The sequence below is a fragment of the Pleionea sediminis genome (assembly GCF_007570825.1).
Classification (GTDB): domain Bacteria; phylum Pseudomonadota; class Gammaproteobacteria; order Enterobacterales; family Kangiellaceae; genus Pleionea; species Pleionea sediminis.
In genome coordinates this window covers 893,203-912,839 of the sequence record NZ_SUNB01000001.1, presented here as the reverse complement: position 1 = coordinate 912,839, position 19,637 = coordinate 893,203, and the positions used below count along the sequence as shown (strand labels likewise).

11 protein-coding genes are annotated in these 19,637 nt (G+C 40.3%); 6 read left to right on the top strand and 5 right to left on the bottom strand.

Annotation, left to right across the window (positions count from 1 at the left end; translation table 11 throughout):
* Positions 1 to 2: 2 nt before the first annotated feature.
* Together bioC and bioD are read left to right on the top strand one after the other, a co-directional pair.
* Positions 3 to 851, top strand: coding sequence for a malonyl-ACP O-methyltransferase BioC (gene bioC / locus FAX86_RS03595; RefSeq protein WP_144391960.1), 849 nt, complete (start codon positions 3 to 5; stop codon positions 849 to 851).
* Positions 852 to 865: 14 nt separating this feature from the next.
* Positions 866 to 1,525, top strand: coding sequence for a dethiobiotin synthase (gene bioD, locus FAX86_RS03590; RefSeq protein ID WP_144391959.1), 660 nt, complete (start codon positions 866 to 868; stop codon positions 1,523 to 1,525).
* Between the two features lie 65 nt (positions 1,526 to 1,590).
* Here the strand turns inward: bioD and FAX86_RS03585 are convergent, their stop codons facing one another.
* From FAX86_RS03585 to FAX86_RS03575, 3 genes are all read right to left on the bottom strand, one after another.
* Positions 1,591 to 4,254: a TonB-dependent receptor plug domain-containing protein gene (locus FAX86_RS03585; RefSeq protein WP_144391958.1), complete on the bottom strand. Its 2,664-nt coding sequence runs from the start codon at positions 4,252 to 4,254 to the stop codon at positions 1,591 to 1,593.
* Between the two features lie 230 nt (positions 4,255 to 4,484).
* Positions 4,485 to 6,029, bottom strand: coding sequence for an amidohydrolase family protein (locus FAX86_RS03580; RefSeq protein ID WP_144391957.1), 1,545 nt, complete (start codon positions 6,027 to 6,029; stop codon positions 4,485 to 4,487).
* A 126-nt stretch (positions 6,030 to 6,155) separates the two neighbouring features.
* The gene (locus tag FAX86_RS03575; RefSeq protein WP_144391956.1) at positions 6,156 to 6,581 is read right to left on the bottom strand and encodes a Spy/CpxP family protein refolding chaperone; all 426 of its coding nucleotides are present in this window, start codon (positions 6,579 to 6,581) and stop codon (positions 6,156 to 6,158) included.
* A gap of 197 nt (positions 6,582 to 6,778) precedes the next feature.
* Between FAX86_RS03575 and FAX86_RS03570 the strand changes: the two genes are divergently transcribed.
* Positions 6,779 to 7,477 (top strand): response regulator transcription factor, encoded by a 699-nt coding sequence (locus FAX86_RS03570; protein WP_144391955.1) that lies wholly within the window; start codon positions 6,779 to 6,781, stop codon positions 7,475 to 7,477.
* Positions 7,464 to 8,870 carry an ATP-binding protein gene (locus tag FAX86_RS03565; RefSeq protein ID WP_164503443.1) on the top strand — a complete coding sequence of 469 codons (1,407 nt, stop codon included), beginning with the start codon at positions 7,464 to 7,466 and terminating at the stop codon, positions 8,868 to 8,870. Before FAX86_RS03570 ends, FAX86_RS03565 begins: the two co-directional genes overlap by 14 nt.
* Here FAX86_RS03565 and FAX86_RS03560 read toward each other — a convergent pair whose 3' ends face one another.
* Positions 8,871 to 11,936 carry a DUF2339 domain-containing protein gene (locus FAX86_RS03560; RefSeq protein WP_144391953.1) on the bottom strand — a complete coding sequence of 1,022 codons (3,066 nt, stop codon included), beginning with the start codon at positions 11,934 to 11,936 and terminating at the stop codon, positions 8,871 to 8,873. It abuts the gene before it with no gap.
* A gap of 46 nt (positions 11,937 to 11,982) precedes the next feature.
* Positions 11,983 to 12,387 (bottom strand): DUF6122 family protein, encoded by a 405-nt coding sequence (locus FAX86_RS03555; RefSeq protein ID WP_246128493.1) that lies wholly within the window; start codon positions 12,385 to 12,387, stop codon positions 11,983 to 11,985.
* Positions 12,388 to 12,731: 344 nt separating this feature from the next.
* On the opposite strand from FAX86_RS03555, the gene FAX86_RS03550 reads away from it, so the two are divergent.
* On the top strand, positions 12,732 to 16,820 hold the full coding sequence (locus FAX86_RS03550) for a hypothetical protein (protein WP_144391952.1): 4,089 nt from the start codon (positions 12,732 to 12,734) through the stop codon (positions 16,818 to 16,820).
* Between the two features lie 125 nt (positions 16,821 to 16,945).
* The gene (locus FAX86_RS03545) at positions 16,946 to 19,600 is read left to right on the top strand and encodes a TonB-dependent receptor plug domain-containing protein (protein ID WP_144391951.1); all 2,655 of its coding nucleotides are present in this window, start codon (positions 16,946 to 16,948) and stop codon (positions 19,598 to 19,600) included.
* Positions 19,601 to 19,637 lie beyond the last annotated feature (37 nt).

Below are 19,637 nucleotides of genomic sequence, written 5' to 3'. Positions count from 1 at the left end.
GTATGGAAAAAGTCTGTTTGAACAAACAAGCTGTCGCAAGTAATTTTTCGAAAGCTGCAGCGAATTATGATGACTTTGCGTTTATTCAACGTGAGATAGGAGACCGATTATTTGAGCGGTTAGAGCTCATGAGGATTTCTCCTGATTTGATAGTTGATGTTGGCTGTGGAACTGGAAATTACACACGAAAATTAAAAGAGCGCTTCAAGAAATCTAAAGTGTATGGCGTTGATATTGCGGAAGGAATGATTCTACAAGCTGAGCGCTTTCAAGGATGGTTTGATAAAGTTAAATATCAAGTCGCAGATATGGATGAATTACCTTTTGAAGACCAATCAGTAGACTTACTATTTTCAAATTTAGCATTGCAATGGAGTGAGAATTTAGATAAGACGTTTCAAGAGTTTGCTCGAGTGATAAAGCCATCCGGGTTAATATTGTTCACGACTCTTGGACCAGATACTTTAACCGAACTAAAGCAAGCTTGGCATTCGGTTGATGATAAGAATCATGTTAATGACTTCATTGATATGCATGATATTGGTGATGTAATGATTCGAAGTGGTATCGCTCAACCGGTGATGGATATGGAAAAACTAACTTTTACCTATGAATCGGTAAAAGCAGTCGTTCAGGATTTAAAAGGAATTGGTGCGCAAAATGTTAATCAAGATAGACACAGCGGGTTGATGAGTAAGGGGAAATGGCAAAGTATGATCGATTGCTATCGCAATAACTTCTCTCAAAACAATCTTTTTCCAGCAACTTATGAAGCAATTTATGGTCATGGTTGGGGGGCAAAAGCTAAAAATCATTCTTCTAGTGATACATTTAAAATATCGATCAGTTAAATAGGGCTTTTGCTTTGAGTCAATATTATTTTATAACTGGAACAGATACTGAAGTCGGAAAGACTTATGTTACCACACTGCTTGCTAGAACAGTAGGTGAACTCGGGTATCGAGTTGCATGTTATAAACCTGTTGCTTCAGGCGGTGTTTATCAAGATGGACAGCTGCGTAATGAAGACGGTGTCGCTTTATGGCAGGCTGCGAATTCTTCTCAATCGTATAAAGAAGTAAACCCGTTTTGCTTTGAACAAGCTATAGCTCCTCATATTGCAGCAAAAGAAAAGGGGCAAAAAGTTACGCTAGAAATGGTGAAAAAACACGCTTGCTTTCCGAATAGTGATTGTGTATTCATCGAAGGAGCCGGTGGCTTTTTAGTTCCGTTAAATGAAAGTGAAAGCTTCTCTGAAATTCCGTTAACAATTAACTCAAAAATTATTCTTGTAGTCGGAATGCGTCTTGGCTGTATAAACCATGCTTTGTTAACTTTAGAAAGTATTAGGAGTCGAGGTTTAGAAATTGCTGGATGGATCGCAAACCAAGTTGATAAAAACATGGAAGCGTTCGAAGATAATTTAGTGACGCTCAAAAATATGATTCCGGAAGCTTACTTAGGAATGGTTAATTATCAAGGGACTCGTATTAAAGGTTTGCCTGAAAAATTTTTAATGAGTTAAGTAATTATTCAATAAAAAAGCCCGGTAGATAGAATCTACCGGGCTTTTGAATAGTAACGAATTAATTAAAATTCGTATTTTGCTTCAATGAAGACTTCTCGACCAATCGCATTGTAGTGCGAAGAGTTGAAATAAGGCCAGCTTGTATTGCCCTCTTCAACATAAGGTTTTTTATCCGTTAAGTTGTTAACAATGAAATCAATGGTTAAATCCATTGTTGGCATGTAAGACAGCGAGAAGTTGTAGGTTGTCCAGTCATCTAAGCGTTTTAATAGCTGTACTTGGCTATTGGTGCTACCAATTCTATTGAACAACATACTGGTTCTAAAGTCGCCCATCAACCAAGAGAAACCACCTCTCCATCGACTACGTAAGTCGTTATTAAAGGGGTCATCACGCCAATCTCTTTCTACTTCACTAAATTCCGTTAACTGTCTTTCACTTTTCAGAACAATGGTGTGATTAGTATGGAATGACCATAAGCCAAAACTATCAGTATTTAAGTTGTACTTAATACTGGTATCCATACCGAGCTGTCTTGAGTATGAGGTGTTAACTGGATTAAGAGAAATGCTCTCTAGTTCAAACGTATTTGGGTCACGAGTTATCCTACTGTTGATATCATCACACACAGCCGCGGGTAGCGTATCTGGCTCTAATAAACAGGTAACTTCACCGCGCATAAGTTCAGTCACATCGAGAGGTTGAACTAAGTCATCAACTTCAATTTCGTATAAGTCAACAGAGAAAGATAAATCTTCTGTTGGTTCGTATACGACACCGAGAGACATTGTGTTGCCGGTTTCTTCTTCAAGCTCAAGAACGCCATTGCTGACACCTTGAATATTCACCGTTTGAGCGAAGAAAGGATCAAATACATTGATGAAGAATCCGCCTTCTCCAGCATAAACGTAATGCATGTCTGGCGCACGGAAGTTGCTGGTTGCCGTTGCGCGCAATAGTAGAGATTCGATCGGTCGATACTCAAATCCGATGTTGTAAGTGAATGCGCCACCAACGTCAGTATCGTCGTCATAACTATCGTAACGTCCGGCAAGTGTCATATCTAACGTTTCATGTAAAGGCCAGCGTGTTTCAATACCAAGAGCGTATCTATCTCGCTCACCGCTACCTTCTGTGCCCGTTAAACCAAACCAGCCACCAGTTAACGTGCGAGGATCAAGTTCGATTTCGTATTCTTTCTTTCCATACTCTGCGATTGCCGCAAACTGTACATAATCATCGCCGAGTTCAAAAAGATCGCCTGTTAGGGTGAAGCTAAGGGTTGTAACCGAGCTATCTTTATTATCTTTGTTAGTTCCTGTTATTTGATCGATTTCCGCTGGGGTTAATGGTGTTACAAATCGATTAAGATCAAAGTTTGGGTTTTCATACAAATCGATGATATCGCCACCGAAGTTAAAATTTTCAACAATAAGAGAACCTAAATAAAAAGATTCAACCGCTTCTGTTTCAAATCTTGTTGAGGAGTCAGAGCTTTCTTGAAAGCTGTGAGAGAGTACTAACTCAAAATCATATTCTAAGTTAATTAGGCCACTGTATCCGATTTTGATATCTGCGCCTTGCTCTTCGTGGTCAACCCACGAGTCTATTTCTGGGAAGTTGCGGAAAAACGGTGCGTGATATCCGTTGATTAGAAAGTCAACTTGATCAATGACTGTAACGACATTGTTATCGCCAGAGCTCCAGAAAAGCTCACCGGAGTTACTCTTCGCTTGAATGTCCCACAAGTGAACTTCAGTAAAGAATTGACTGTAGTCGCCGATTTCCATACTAAAGCGACCGAACAAGTTGACTCTGTCTCGTTCGTTTCTCAGGCTTCTGTGGGTATCTTGAAAATCAGTACAGCGACCAATGTCGAGTTCATTGCCTCCACCGTCGACAAAAGGCGTATAACCATAACCAAAAGAATCACACATACTTTGATTACCGTAGTTAATAAAACCATCACCATTTTCATCTCGAAAATCGACAGGATTTAACGTCGTGTAGGTAAACTTTTCTCCGATATAAGGTCTGTCTGCACCAGTTATTGGATCAACGCCATAATATTCGAAGGACCATAAGGCATCGTATCCGTCGCCTTCGGTGCCGCCATAATATTGAGCTCGTGTTGATGCTCCGCCGCCGCGCTCCGTATCACCTAGGCGAATACCAGCAAAGTGCGAGTCAAGGCTCTTTTTAGTAATGATATTGACAACACCGGCCATTGCGTCAGAACCGTAGATAGCTGACGCTCCGCCCGCCATTACTTCCACGCGCTCTATCATAGCCATTGGGAATTGTGACAAGTTAACGAAGTTACTGCTGCCATCGTAAGGTGATGGGTAGTCAGCGACACGTCGTCCATCAAGAAGAATTAGAGTTCGACCAGGCCCTAAGCCACGTAAATTGAGAGCTTGAGCGTTAGGTTGGAAGCCTCGTGTAAACTGTTCTCCAGTAAAGGCGCCTGTTTGCGAGGTAAAAGAGTTTAGAGCTTCGTACAAGGTGGTAAAACCTTGTTGCTGCATTTCATCGGCAGTCATACTAACGACGGTTGCAGCTCCCTCGGATTCTGTTCGGCTAATACGAGAGCCGGTGATGATTATTTTTTCTTTATCTGCACCTTCTTCTTCTGCTTTAACCGTTGAAACAAGTGACGTTGCAACAAGAGAAGGGAATAGTACAGCGCGAACAGCTTTATACAAACTTGATTTGGTCTCGACCATAAGTTACCTCTGCCAGACTGGATGATTGTGTGAATCGGTTAACATTAAATCTCGGGTGGCGATTTTATCGGTTGAAGCAGCTTTGTCAAGAAAATCAGACAATAAAACCGAATAAATTTTATCCATTTGAGAGCATTTTAGTAAAATATTACCGAAAAAACCAAGTTTTTAATGATAAATTGACCTAAAAATTAATAAGTTATAGCGCTTTTGAGACTTTTGTTTTGAGATTATTGTTTGTTTTTTGCTCCTTTTACAATTTTCTTTACATCTTGTAATAGCTTTTGGGCATCAAAAAGGATGCCATCTTTTATCGTATAGCGAATTCCTTTGGTACGAGTGGGACGATTATTTTCGTCAAGTTTAAAGTGTCCAGTACCATACAACACTTTAAAGTTACGCAAAGGGTTTTCTTTCAAAATGACTAAGTCGGCTAATTTTCCAACCTCAATGGAGCCTAATTGACTGTCTATATTGAGCACCTCGGCGCCGTTGATAGTTGCCGATTTTAAGACTTCCAAAGGATGAAAACCGGCTTCTTGCAGCAGCTCGAGCTCCCGAATGTAGCCAAACCCATAAACTTTATAAATAAAACCAGAGTCTGAGCCCGTGGTGACACGGCCTCCATGATTTTTGAAGTCGTTAACAAAGGTCATCCAGCGTTTAAAGTTATTTTTCCAGTTAATCTCTTCCTCTGTTGTCCAATCGAACCAGTAAGAACCGTGAGAGTAACGGCTTGGTTCAAAGAACTCCCATAAAGACGGCAGAGTGTATTCTTTATGCCAAATAGCCTGGCGTTCCCGCATTAAATCTCGGTTAGCTTCATAAATTGTGAAAGTAGGGTTAAGTGTGAAATCGAGTTTGATTAATTCGTCTCTAACGCTATTCCATTTCTTTGAACCCGGACTTGCGGCTTGTAACCATAATTTTCCTGCTTCGCTGAATCTGTGCTGTTCGTTTTGATAGTTGTAGTCGAGCCGGTAATTTTGGATAACCTGATCTTCAAACATCGCCTCTGGTAAGCCGTACCAGTGTTCCATGCTGGTTAACCCCATTTTCGCACTAATAAGGGCATTCATGCGTACCACATCCAATTGAGCGTGATGCATTGTCGTTGTCATACCATGTTTTTTCGCTTCTTTGATTGCCGTACGAATAAATTCTGGACGATCGCCGAAGAACTTTATGCCAACAGCGCCTTGATCGGCTATGTCATTAACCCAATCTCGAACTTCACTAACAGAGGTAAAGTTGTTCTTACGTCCAGCACCAAAGTTCGCGTAAGGAAAAATTCTAGGAGAAGCGATTCGGTTTTCATCGCTCCATTTTTTATGTCTTAACGTCCAGTCAAGGCCGTTAAAACTCCCTGGTTCACGAATAGTTGTGATGCCATGTGCTAGCCATAGCTTTAAAACGTACTCGGCGGGTGTTCCCTGGGCTTTTCCTCCTATATGGCCATGTAGATCGATGAATCCTGGTAATACATAGTGGCCAGTTAAATCGAGTTCTTTAGCGTTTCTCTTCGCTACCGGGCGTTTGCTTTTAATCGGGACACCTGGGTAACCAACTTTAGCAATCTGGGTTATTTTGTTTTTCTCGATAACAATATCAACAGGTCCTACTGGAGGAGAGCCATGGCCTGGAATCATAGTCACGCTGCGTAATATCAGTTGTTGAAAGGGCCCCTCTCCTTGTTTTCTCTGAGGGGCGTCCGGAATACTTGCATATATTGAGACACAGCTAAAAGCTATGATTAGTAACGTTTTAATTGGCATCTTGCTATTCTTTTTTTTTAAGTAGTTCAACGTTACGGGAAATAAAAAAAGTTCTCAACTTATAGGAAGAGAACTTTTCTAAAATGTCGTTGAATCATCTTTTCATAGAATTAGTCAGAAACAGGCTTAGTCTCTATTGCCTTTAAACCTATGCTGTTTAAACTTCTGTTTTAATAGTTCCATTTTTGCAAATTGCTCTTTCGTTAGTTGCTCTTCGACGAGTAATCGCGACTTGGCCTTCATTATCATAAGTTCTGCCTTCTTTTCTGCGGCTTCAAGAGACAATGAACGAACAGATTCTTCATCAATTGGCGATGCGTTTAATGCTTGATGTATTGATTTTTTAATTGTCTTGAGTTCTTTGTGGATAGGCTCGGCACTGCTTTTCTGACTTTCATGTATTGCTTCAATAGCGGATACCTGATCGTCAGTCAGTTCTAGCTTCTCCTTCATTATCTCAAATTTGTGGTGCTCATGATGAGGGCCCGCAAAAGATAAGCTTGTAAATAGTAAAAAAAGAGCACTAAGTGATAGTTGAGTGAAATGTTTCATAGTGTTTTCCTCATTGATTGACACACAATTTTAGTTTATCGCCTGTAATGAAAAGTAGGGTTATGGCAATGTAAAGATTGTGTAAAGAAAACGAGAACTGATATTTTTGTCTACTCAATGACCCCAACTTATTTTAAACTGATACTTAGTCGTAATTCAAAGAGTTAAATTTGTTTGCAGGCCAGGTAGTAGTAATCATGCATAAAATTTTATTAGTAGATGATGATGAAGAGCTTTGTGAGCTCCTTTCTGAATTCTTAAGTCAAGAAGGTTTTACCGTCGAAATGGTTCACGATGGCGGTGCTGTATCCACAATGCTGAATAACCATCAATTCGATCTCATCGTTTTAGATGTCATGCTACCGACAAAATCAGGGTTTGAGGTTTTAAAAGAACTGAGTGTAAAGAAAAAAACTCCAGTGCTTATGTTGACTGCAAAAGGTGATGAAATTGATCGAATCCTTGGACTTGAGTTGGGAGCTGATGATTATCTTTCTAAACCTTGTAATCCTCGAGAATTAACCGCTCGTATTCGAAGTATTATTCGTCGAGTTGAAGCTCTCCCGCCTTCTCTTCAACTTGATCAAGAAGAAAGTAGTCGCCTTTATGCTGACATCAAAGTTATTCCATCAAAACGTCAGGTATTTCTTGGAGACTCTGAAGTTGAGCTAACGGGTACTGAGTATGAAATATTGATGTTATTGCTGGATAATGTCGGTGCTTTAGTGACTCGTGAGTCAATCAGTGAGCAATGTTTGGGGCGTCGACTTATGGCATTTGATAGAAGTATTGATATGCATATCAGTCATGTCCGAAAAAAACTTGGTGTGTCACCAGATAATAAAGAGCGTATCAAGACTATTCGAGGTGTTGGATATCAGTATGTGGCCATTTAGTCGTTTTTCATTATTTTGGAAAATATTTACTTGGTTTTGGATGGTTATGATCGTTATGGTCATCGTCTCTATATTCAGCTGGATTTTATTAAAGGATTCAGTATCCTTTCATCCTGCAGACAATAAAATGAAAGCGATTATCGATAAATTGGCTTATGTAATTGAATCGGATGCAGCTGATTTTAGAAAGGAAAGAATCATTCGCCGACTACTTAGAAATTTTGCACCACCACCGCACCATATTGAAGAATCTGGATTCCAGTCCTTTTATTTGGTTAATGAGAATGAAGAGTTGCGCTCGGGAAAAGAGCCCCCCGAAGCGATAAAGGCTCTTTTAATAAATAAAAATGAAGTCTCGGTTGCTACGCATGGTGAGTTTATCTACATTGGGCCTCAAAAAGTTGTACTTGATGGAACTTCTTACTCATTGTTCGTATCACAATTTATAGGGCGGTTCAAAGGACGTTTAATTTATTATTTTGTAAATAATATAAGTCCTTGGTTCTTTCTAATTTATTTGATAGTGAGTTCTCTTTTATGCTTTTTACTTGCATGGTCCATTTCTCGTCCGATTAAATTACTTCAGGCGATTACCCATAAAGTTGCAAGTGGTCAGTCAATATCTGCAGTCGAACTTCTGGGTAATAGAAATGATGAGTTTTATCACTTGGCGAGTGACTTTGATGTAATGTCTGAAAAAGTAATGGCAACAATATCGACGCAAAAGCAATTATTATCTGATATTTCTCATGAACTTCGCTCGCCTTTAGCCCGAATGCAAATTACATTAGGATTGCTGGAAAAAAAAGAGGGAGAAAAATCTAGTGAATACATTCAACGACTTGAAAAAGAGTGCTCTCGTATTGATGAGATGTTAGAGCAATTGTTAAATATTGCTGCGTTAGAGCGAGGTCAAGTACACGAGTCTTCAGTTGTCATTGATATTGACTCTATGCTTGAAGACATCATTAAAGATGCTGCTTTTGAAGCAAGCGAAAAAGAAGTAAACATCAATAGTCATCTAGAATCTGCCGTTCGTATCAATGGATACTTTCAACTGTTATACAGTGCAATCGAAAATATTATTCGTAACGCAATTCGTTATTCAGAAAATAACTCTTCTATCAAAATAGTTAGTCAATTAAATGTAGGCACTGTTTTAATTCAGGTCGAGGACAATGGGCCTGGAGTTGAGCCGGAAAGTCTTTCTAAAATATTCGATCCTTTTTATCGCACAGACTCTGCTCGAACAAGGGAAAAAGGTGGGGCAGGTATAGGGTTAGCAATTGCAGCTCGAGCAATACAAGTGCATAAGGGATTGATTACAGCAGAGAATAAAGAACCTCATGGGCTGAGAGTAAATGTTTCAATTCCAATATCTAAAGAAAGTTAACTATTCAATACTATTGCTATCTATAGCTTCTGTTCGCTCTTTCAGTTTTTGATATTGAAAGGCTGCAATTAATAAAACGATTCCAATAACAATAAAGCTAATCACCTTTTCTATCATGGAAAAATCGCGCATGTCATAAAGGAAAATCTTCAATAAACTTAAAATGAATAACCCTAAGCCTAGTTTTTCAAGAGATTTTAACCATGGCCGTCGGATGATAAATAATAGAGTTATGGAATGAAGTATAAGCGTTACACTTAATATTGGGCCATAAATATGACCAGCAATTGAATTAATAATCATTAAATAACAGAAAACAACGGTTATCTGGTAGCACCAAAGCGAGACGGGTAAAGTTTGGTGTTGTCCTAAAGTCATACTTCGATAGTGATGTGGTCGATGTAGCATGTATCCTAATAATGCTGTCACGAATACGGCTATTGAAAGATCAGTGGGACTGTCGGTTATTGCTCCCAGAAGTATTAAAGAAAGAGTAAAAAGCCAACCCAATCTTAACTGATGTCCAAAATGTTTAATTTTTTTGTGTCTTAACGGTATTAGTTTTTGCCATAAGAAAACCACAGAAAAGAAATATAAAGCCAAACTTAAAAAAACATAGGACAGCTTCTCTGTTAAAGAAAAAACAATAACCGACAATAGTATTGGTGCTAGATAGTAGCTCATGGTTACTGTTTTTGGGTAAAATGGTAAGGCTGATACGTTAAATCTTTTACCAAATGGGCTTTTAACATCGGTCGAGCACTTTTTTTGGTAGCTTCGACATAGCTTAATTACTAAAGTAAAGAATGTAATTCCAAGAAGTAGCGCAATCAAATTAGAAACGTTTGGAACCGGCTCTATTATTAACCAGCTAGCGGCTGTCGCTATCGAAGCGATAAAGACAATAAGTAATAGCTCTAGTCCTAATAACCAATGTTTTACTTGCCAGTAAATAATACTTACACCAATAGTTGATAGCCAAGTGAAAACACCAAACCATTCTGGAATACGACGGAATAGACTTGGTAAAGCAATAATAGGAAGCAAAATCCAAAAGGATAATTTTATTGCATTCATCATTTTAGCGAGACTTCCATTCCTTAGTTTATTTTGATAGTAGCTAGGTAGTAACCAGCAACAGGAGAAAAATATAATTCCGTTCAATTTTAGCTGCCAAGACCATTGACTAAACCGTAGTGTCCCCGTGTCCGCAATATTTATCGATAAAAGCAGAAAACTTAATCCAAAAGAAATAAAGGCAAGGTAATGTGAAAAGGCTAGTCGGTGTTTCGAGTGTCTATTGACTAAAATAAATGCAGGACCTAATGGTGCGACTGCCAATAAAAAGGGAATGTACAAATGGATTAAAGCTAAGGTCGCTCCTAATACCCACAGGGAAACCCATTCTTTCAAGCAGTAACAAACAACCCCTTCTTGCTCTGGCCACTCGCCTTTCAGCCATTTAGGGATAGCTATTATAGCTTGCGCCGCCACGCCCATTGCAGCGAGGTAAGTAAGTTGAGGGATGATGTTATTTAAATCTGGGTTAAACCACCATTGAAATAATGTCCAAGCATTAAGGACCAAAGAGACGATTAATGCAATGTATGCTTCAATGCGAATAATTCTTTGTTTATAAATAAAGCCGAGAATAAATAGTAGAATACCTTCAATCGCCCAAATAACACCGCTGCCATCAGCGCCCAATAATGCAAGCGCCGATAGCCCAATTAAAACTCCTGCATGTAATACGCTTAATGTGAGTTCAAAAATACGCTTTTTGAGCAAACTAAAAAGAGCTATCCCTGAGAAGAAAGAGCCCATTAATAGATATGGTAAGAAAGGCGTACTCTGATTAAACAACTGATACCATTGCCAATTAATTAATACATAAACTATCAAGTTAGTGCTCAATAGCGACAGTAATTTTGCATCTAGTTTTTGACGAGCAGAGAAGTAAATCGCCATAGCATAGAGAAGAAAGAATCCATGAATTAATGCGATAAAGCCAATTTGGCTGGCAGCGTTAGTAACGAGCTGATATTCAAGTGAAGCTGAGGTAGCGATTATGGTTAATATGGTAAGAGAGCGTAGATGAAGATTTCTTGCTAAAACTAAAGATGCAATATTTAAAATGAAAAGATAACCTGTATAAGTTAAGGAGAGCACCTGTGGTGCTCCGGATAACCAGGGTAAAAAGACTCCACCTAACAAAGCTATGTTTGACAGAATGCTGGCGTTAAAACGAAAGCAAAGCCCAAAACCGATAGCCGTTATGAGAGCAAAAATACTAAAGGCCGTAATAGGTGAAACTAAGTTAAAGTATGGGCCAATAAAATAACTGCATAGAAAAGCAATAAGTAGTCCCAGCCCAGCAAGTGCGCTCGCGAAGCCTTTAATACTTGGCTTCTTCCGATGTATAAAGTCCGATAATAATAAGACTGCCAGGGCTAAGACATATCCACTCCCAACCCGTAGGCCTGGTGTCAGGTTAAGAAAGGTTAATTGCAAGAGAAAGCCGAGTCCAATGACTAAAATTGTGATTCCAGATGCAGTGAATAGGAATAAAGGCGCTTTGCCTTTTGTCTTGTAATCGTGATAAGTATCAATTACCTTGTGCCACAGGATACCAATCTGCCAATGATGAACGACTAATTCGATCATCCAGTTTAACGCGAATGCTAAAGGCGAAGGTTTTTGGGATGCTTTGGATTGAGTCGAAAGTGTTTCATGCTTTGGTGACTGTTCAGTTTGATTGGCATTTTCCGCTGCTTGATAGGTTTCTGCCGAGTTTGACATTTTCTCGGATGGTTGAGCTGTTATCTGATTTGGTTGTGTCTCTGAATTTGCGTGTTTTTGACTGGTTGTGTCAGGTGAAGTCGCTACATCATTTGTTAGGGATTCCCAATTCACATCGAGTGATAAGTCTTCACTGTGTTGTTCAATGTCTTTCTTTGCATACTCCTCAAGTAATCTGAGACGGTTCTCTAACGCATCCATTTGATGTAAGAATGTCCGGCGCATGATATTTAGTTCATGGCGGACTTTATCGATTTTATCTATCATTTAAAGTTCGGTTCCATCGTTACGATCCTTAGGCCTTTTAATAACTCTATGAAAGGGATACTTCATACGTCAAGTTTGTATGGTAATACCTTGATAAACTTATCGATTTTTCAAGTGAGATGGCAGAGGGGATGGTTATGTGATACCAAACACCATTGGTCACCTGGCAATCGATACTGTCTAATGCCATGTGAATAATAAGTCCGAGTCCAATTAAACGAGTTTTGGGAATAAAGCAGGCAACGAAATAGAACACAATAGGAATGATTGTATGTAATGGATGGAAGCCAATACTACATCGATTTGGATCATAAATTGGATTAGCCAATAAATGATCCATATCAACGACCATAGTGACAATCATTATTAGATAGGCGAACCAAAACCTTTTTCGGAAAAATAGGCCTGCCACAACGCCAGGAACAATAAAATGGAGAAAAATGTGGAACACTTCGAGAATGCTTTTTAATCTTTTAAATTGTCATATAACTTTAACATAAGCCAATAAAACTCAGTAGTGTCGCTTGGTTAACTTAACTAGAATTAAGGTGAGAGAGCATATTTTTGTTTAATCTTTGAGTGAAACTTAATTAAGTGATTCACTTGGACTATCTCATAAAAAATCTCTGATTATCGATCGCAAAAATGACAGATGAAAGTCACTTTTGTTAACCCCTTGTGTCATCTTTATTAAATAAATATGACGTATCCCAATGTCATATTTTTGAAACTTTTGATCTCTACTCTGCGAACCTGCACAAGATAAATGCTGTATCGATCCATTTGGAGATGACAATGAAATTTAAAAAAATATTAACAGCCAGCGCAGTGGCGAGTGCGTTGGTTTTAGCGGGTTGTACTGGGGATATCGAGATTAAAGAAGGGGATGAGGTGGTTGTTGTGAATCCCGACAATCCTGATCCTGATACGAGTAACTGTCCTGATTTTGCTACCGAAGCTTCGGCAATTGGTTCTTTCTCAAACGTCTGTACTATCGATGCAGATTACACATTCACTGCAAATACTACATTAACTAACGACACTTTATGGGTTCTTCAAGGACGCACAGCCGTCGGTAATGACAATACCGATTCTGCAATGTTAACTATCGAAGCAGGAACAACCATCATTGGACAAAGTGGTGATGACTTTTTAGTGGTTCGTCGTGGCTCTCAAATTGCGGCAAATGGAACTTTGGCTCAACCCATTATTATGACATCACGAGAAGATGTAGCCGGTGAAGAAACGGGTATTGGCCAATGGGGAGGAGTCGTTCTTCTTGGTAATGCGCCAGTTAACTTGTGTGATGGCGACGGAGATTTAGTTGCTGAAGCTGATGAGCTTGCAAACTGTGGTATTAGCGCTGAAGGTGATGCCGGCCTTTACGGTGGCGACAATCCAAATGACGATTCAGGTAACTTAAATTACGTTATCGTAAAACACGCGGGTAATGCTTTGTCTGCGGGTGACGAACTTAATGGTATTACATTTGCCGGTGTCGGTGACGGTACGGAAGTTGACTTTATTCAAGTTCACGAAAATCTTGATGATGGAATCGAGTTTTTTGGTGGAACCGTCAATGTTAAACACGTTGTTCTTACTTCGAATGGTGACGATAGTCTAGACTGGGCCTTTGGCTGGACTGGACGAGCACAACACGTTTACATTCAGCATTCTGAAACGGCTGCCAATCGCGGCTTTGAGTCTGACAATAGCGAAGACTTTCCATTAACTTCTCCTGTTTCAAATCCCATGGTCTCCAATATAACTATCGTAGGAGCTAATGAGCCTAACGGAGATTCTGAAGGTATTTTATTACGGCACGGTACTGCTGGGCGACTACACAATGTAGTCGTAACTGGACCTTCCGGTATGGGCGAGTGTTTAGAAGTGGATAGCTTTGAAGAAACTCGCGATAACGCAGAAGCTGGCGACTTAATCATGACCAATTCTGCGATTGCTTGTGATAATGGTGAAAACTTTAAAGGCAACGCAACATCAACTCAAACAACTGAAGAATGGTTCCTAGCGCAGTCGGGAAATATGGCGTTCAACGGATCGGCTTCATTGAATTTGGATCCAAATGGTTATGAGCCTTTAGCAGGCTCACCATTATTAGGAGCTGGAATTGATGCTTCAACCGTTGACGCATGGTTTGATTCAACGGATTACATCGGTGCATTCGATGGAACAAGCGATTGGACAGAAGGTTGGGCTGTAGGTGTTTCGGGTGGCTTCCCTGCTAATATCGATAACGCTTTCGAAAAAGGATTAGCGACCGATGCTTCTTCTGAATTCCCTGAAATTACAGATAAGCCAGTGTATCGATTGAATGAAAACGTTGTGTTTACCGAAGATACAACTTTAACCAACAATGCGCACTGGATTTTAAATGGTCGAACGGCAGTTGGTAACGATAATGCAGATCAAACAACTCTTTACGTTCAACAAGGTACCTATCTTATTGGTGAAACTGGCGATGACTTCTTAGTTGTACGTCGAGGATCAAAAATTGAAGCCGTTGGTACAGTTGGTGCGCCAATTATTATGACTTCAATTCAAGATGTAACCGGTGAAGAAACAGGCATTGGTCAATGGGGTGGACTAGTACTTTTAGGTAATGCGCCATCAAATCTTTGTGATGGTAATGGTGACAATACTGCCGACGAAACTGAACTCGCTAACTGTGGTATTGCTGCCGAGGGTGACGCAGGTCTTTATGGTGGTAATGATCCAGAAGACAACTCAGGAACTTTAAAGTTTGTTGTTGTTAAGCATGCTGGTAAAGCACTTGCTGCTGGTGATGAGCTCAATGGTATTTCATTTGCTGGTGTTGGTCGTGGTACTACCGTTGACTATATCCAAGTACACGAAAATCTTGATGATGGTGTTGAGTTCTTTGGCGGAACCGTTGATGTAAAACATGTTGTGTTAACTGGCAATGGTGATGATAGTTTCGACTGGGCGTTTGGCTGGACTGGGCGTGCACAATTCGTTTACATCCAACATAACGATACCTTGGCAAATCGAGGATTCGAGTCTGATAACAGCGAAGATTTCCCGTCTGCTGAGCCATTAACCACACCGACGGTTGCTAATGTAACAATTATCGGTAATAACGCACCAAGCGAAGATTCAGAAGGTGTGTTACTACGTCACGGTACAGCGGGTCTTTTACGTAACTTCTTAATTACTGGTCCAGCAGGAATGGGCGAGTGTTTAGAAGTAGATAGCTTTGCAGAAACGCGCGCAAATGCAGAAGACGGCTCTTTAGCAATGACGCACTCTATCGTTGCTTGTGAGAATGGTGAAAACTTTAAAGGTACAGCTACAACTTCAGGTGCTACAACAGAACAATGGTTCTTAGGTCAAACTGGAAATTCTGCTTTCGATAATGTTGAAGCGCTTAACTTACTGGCGGATGGATTTACTCCTCGCTCTGGTTCTCCTTTGTTAGGCAGTGGATATGATTTATCGGCTGACGATGATTGGTTCCAGTCAACCGATTACATTGGTGCGTTCGATGGTGCGAACAACTGGATGGAAGGTTGGACTTACGGAGTTAACTCTGGAATTCCTGCGAATATTCCTTCAGCTTCTGATCGTGGATTAGCAACCGATGCTTCTTCACAATTTCCAGCAATTACAGACAAGCCTGTCTATAAGTTTGCTGCAGACACCACAATCACTCAAGACACTGTTTTAACGAACGATAAACACTGGGTTCTTCAAGGTCGAACGGCAGTTGGTAATGATAATGCTGACAGTGCAACGCTTTACATTGAACCAGGTACCGTTATTTTTGGTGAAGTTGGTGATGACTTTTTAGTCGCACGTCGAGGTTCAAAAATTGAAGCTTTAGGTAGTGCTACAGCACCAATCATTATGACTTCAGTGCAAGACGTTACTGGTGAAGCAACTACAGTTGGCCAATGGGGCGGCTTAGTTCTGCTTGGTAATGCTCCGGTTAATTTATGTGACGGAAATGGTGATGGCGATACTTCAAGTTCTGAATTAGAGAGCTGTGGTATTGCTGCAGAGGGTGATGCTGGTGTGTATGGTGGAAACGACCCAGAAGATAACTCTGGAACCCTTCGGTACGTTGTTGTTAAGTACGCTGGTAAAGCACTTGCTGCAGGTGATGAACTTAACGGTATTTCGTTTGCCGGTGTTGGCCGAGGAACAACCGTCGATTACATACAAGTTCATAAGAACCTAGATGATGGTGTTGAGTTCTTCGGTGGAACGGTTGATGTTAAACACCTTGTATTAACTGCAAACGGCGATGACAGTTTTGACTGGGCTTTCGGTTGGATCGGTCGAGCACAGTACGTGTTAATTAAACATGATGCTGCATTTGTAAACCGAGGAATCGAAGGAGATAACTCAGAAGATTTTCCTGGTACTGCTCCGGTAACTGATCCAATTGTTGCAAACTTCACCATTATTGGTGCTGCTAGCTCTGATTCTGAAGGCGTATTGCTTCGTCACGGAACGGCTGGCGAACTATATAACTTTGTCATTACAGGTCCTGGAGGGATGGGTGAATGTCTTGAAGTTGACAGTTTTACAGAGACTCAAGCGAATGCAGAATCTGGTGACCTTACCATGGAGAACTCTGTCGTTGCTTGTGAAAACGGAGAAAACTTTAAAGGAATGGCAACTTCGACTTTAACAACCGAAGATTGGTTCTTAGGACAAACAGGTAATGCAACTGCAGCGACTATGGCTGATGTTGTCAATGGTTATACAACGGTTTCAGCTAATGCAGCTCGTGACATGAATGCTGTTGACTCATGGTTTGACAGTGTTGATTTTGTTGGAGCGGTAAACGCTGATAACGATTGGACCGCTGGCTGGATTACCGTAGGCCTGGCAGACTAAATCAAAAATTTTGAAGTAAAAAAGGTAAGGTGCATTTGCATCTTACCTTTCTTTGTAACAGTCAATCAGTTCATCAAATAAAAATCTCTATTTAGAAGGTTAAAGATGGCTGTATGGAGTTAACCATGTTTAATACAAAAGTTAATAAAGTTTCTCGTGCAGTATATTTTGCATTAGTAACAGGGGTTTCGATTAATGCTTTTGCTCAGCAGGAGCAAACTGAGTCTGACGAGGCAATAGAAGAAGTTGTTGTCGAAGCGAGTCGACTTCAAGGATCGGCTCAAGCGGTAATTGAAGAACGAAAGTCACAAGCGTTTGTTGCTGATATTATGGGCTCTGAACAAATCTCTCGAACGGGAGATAGCGATGCGGCGGCAGCGCTTCGCCGTGTTACAGGTTTGACCCTTGTCGATGGTAAATTTATTTATGTTCGCGGACTGGGTGAGCGATACTCGAGTACGCAATTAAATGGAATGCAAGTTCCAAGTCCTGATCCAACAAGAACGGTTATGCCCTTGGATTTATTTCCCTCGTCGATTATTGAAAGTTTGAACGTTCAAAAATCTTTTTCGCCTGATATGCCTGCTCACTTTGGTGGCGGGAATGTTGATATACGGACAAAGTCTCTTCCGCAGGAAGAAGTCTTTAAAGTGAGTGGGGAATTAGGCTGGAATTCAAATCAATCATCCACTCCTTGGTATGACGGTGGCAGCGGCTCGCGTGACTCTGTCGGTACAGATGACGGTACTCGAGCGCTACCAGGAGAGCTTAGTCAATTATTGAATAATGATGGTGTTGATGGCTTATCTCAAGAAGAAGCTGTGTCATTAATGAGTTCTTTAAATCGTAATTACAGTGCTAATTATGAGTCGGTCGATCCCAATTATGGATTTGGAATTACCTACGGTAACAGTTACGACTTAAACGATGACTTTCGGTTTGGTTTTTTAGCGACTGGAGCCTATAAAAACAAATGGAAAGTTTCTAATGAAAGAAACGTGAATAACTTAGCTCGTTCGGGTGGTGAAATTCGAATTAATGAATTTGCCGATGGTCACTCAACAGAGCATAACGTGCGCGTTAGTTCGATGATCAACTTCGGTTTGGAATATGGTTATAACCACAAACTTGAGTTTAACAATATATATCTTCGTGACACGCGGGATCGTTTGCGAGACCGGTTGTTTGAGTCAACCAATACGATCAATGAGCCAGAGGAAGAGCGTAGAAAAGTTGATGTATTGTATGAAGAGCGGGAGCTCTACTCTCAACAATTAAAAGGCCTTCACAATTTTCCTGAGTTTAATAACTTAGGCGTTGACTGGTATTTCAGTGACAACCGAACAATGCGTGAAGCCCCTGGTGCCTTTGAGACGACCTTTCGCGTTGACATCTCAGACAACGGATCGAGAACTGAACAGATTGCTCGTGACTCAAATACTACTTATGGTTGGCAGTTTTTGAAAGATGATGGCGAAAGTTACGGTTTTGATGTTTCTTTGCCTTTTGGTGGCAGTGACTATAACTTGCTATTAAAAGCCGGTGCAGACTTTAATAAAAAGGAACGTCAGGCTACCGCGGTCACTTTAGATATTCAAAATTTTGCGATTCCAAATCAATTTCTGCAAGGGTCGGATTACAGCGATATTTTCTCTACGAGCAATATTAACGATCCGTTATTTGATATTGATTTTGAAGATACGACTTCGGACGGTGATAAGTATGCTGCTGCAACAATGTCTGATGCGGCCTATTTTATGGTAGACTATGAGATGGGACAGAACTGGCGTTTTACCGGTGGGTTCCGTTGGGAAGATTTCCGCCAGGTATCAATTCCATTTCAACCTCACACCGACTTCTTCTCCGTTGAAGACGAAGAAATCCAAGGTTTGATCTTTAAAGAAGATGATATATTCACCTCGTTGGCAGCAACTTACATTGTTGACTCAGAAACTCAGTGGCGATTCAATTACTCAGAAACCGCTATTCGACCTGATATTCGTGATATATCGACGACTTTCTATATTGATCCTTTAACTGAGTTTTTGGTTCGTGGTTCAACTTCATTGCAAAGTTCTAGTGTCAGTAATTTTGATGTTCGCTGGGAATGGTATATGCCTACTGGTGAAAATCTTTCTGTCGCATTCTTCGCTAAAGATATTGACCGGCCTATAGAGCAAATAGAATTGCCTAGTGCAACAGAAGGTGCGCCACAACTTCTTACTGCAAATGCTGAGTCTGGCGAACTTTTCGGTATTGAAGTTGAGTTTATGAAAGATCTTTCATTTATTGGTGACGATTATGCAAACTTCTTTGTTAATGGAAACGTAACGTTATCCGACTCAGAAGTAGATATCGGACTCAATAGCGCAGGTGTTAGTTTGTTTGAGCAACAACTAGCGGAAGCGTTAAACACTGACCAAAGTGTTACGGAAGTTATCACAAATAACAAGCGCCGACTTATCGGTCACTCAGAGTGGGTAGTTAACCTTCAACTCGGGTGGGATTCTCTTGACAACAATCACTCTGTGACATTAGTTTATAATGTTTTCGGCCCCCGAATTATTATTCCTGGTGTAAATGGATTTGAAGATGGCGAAGAAGAGTCTTTCAATTCTCTTGACGCAGTTTATACCTGGTATGCAACTTATGACAGTACCGTCAAGGTCCGCATTAAAAACATTCTTGATGAGGAAAAAGAAATTGTTCAAGAAGGTGTAACGATTTTAAGAGAAGATCCTGGTACCGAAGTTTCAGTGAGTTTTTCTACAAATTTTTAAAGGCTAGTTCGAGAGAGAGTTCGTTTAATGACTCTCT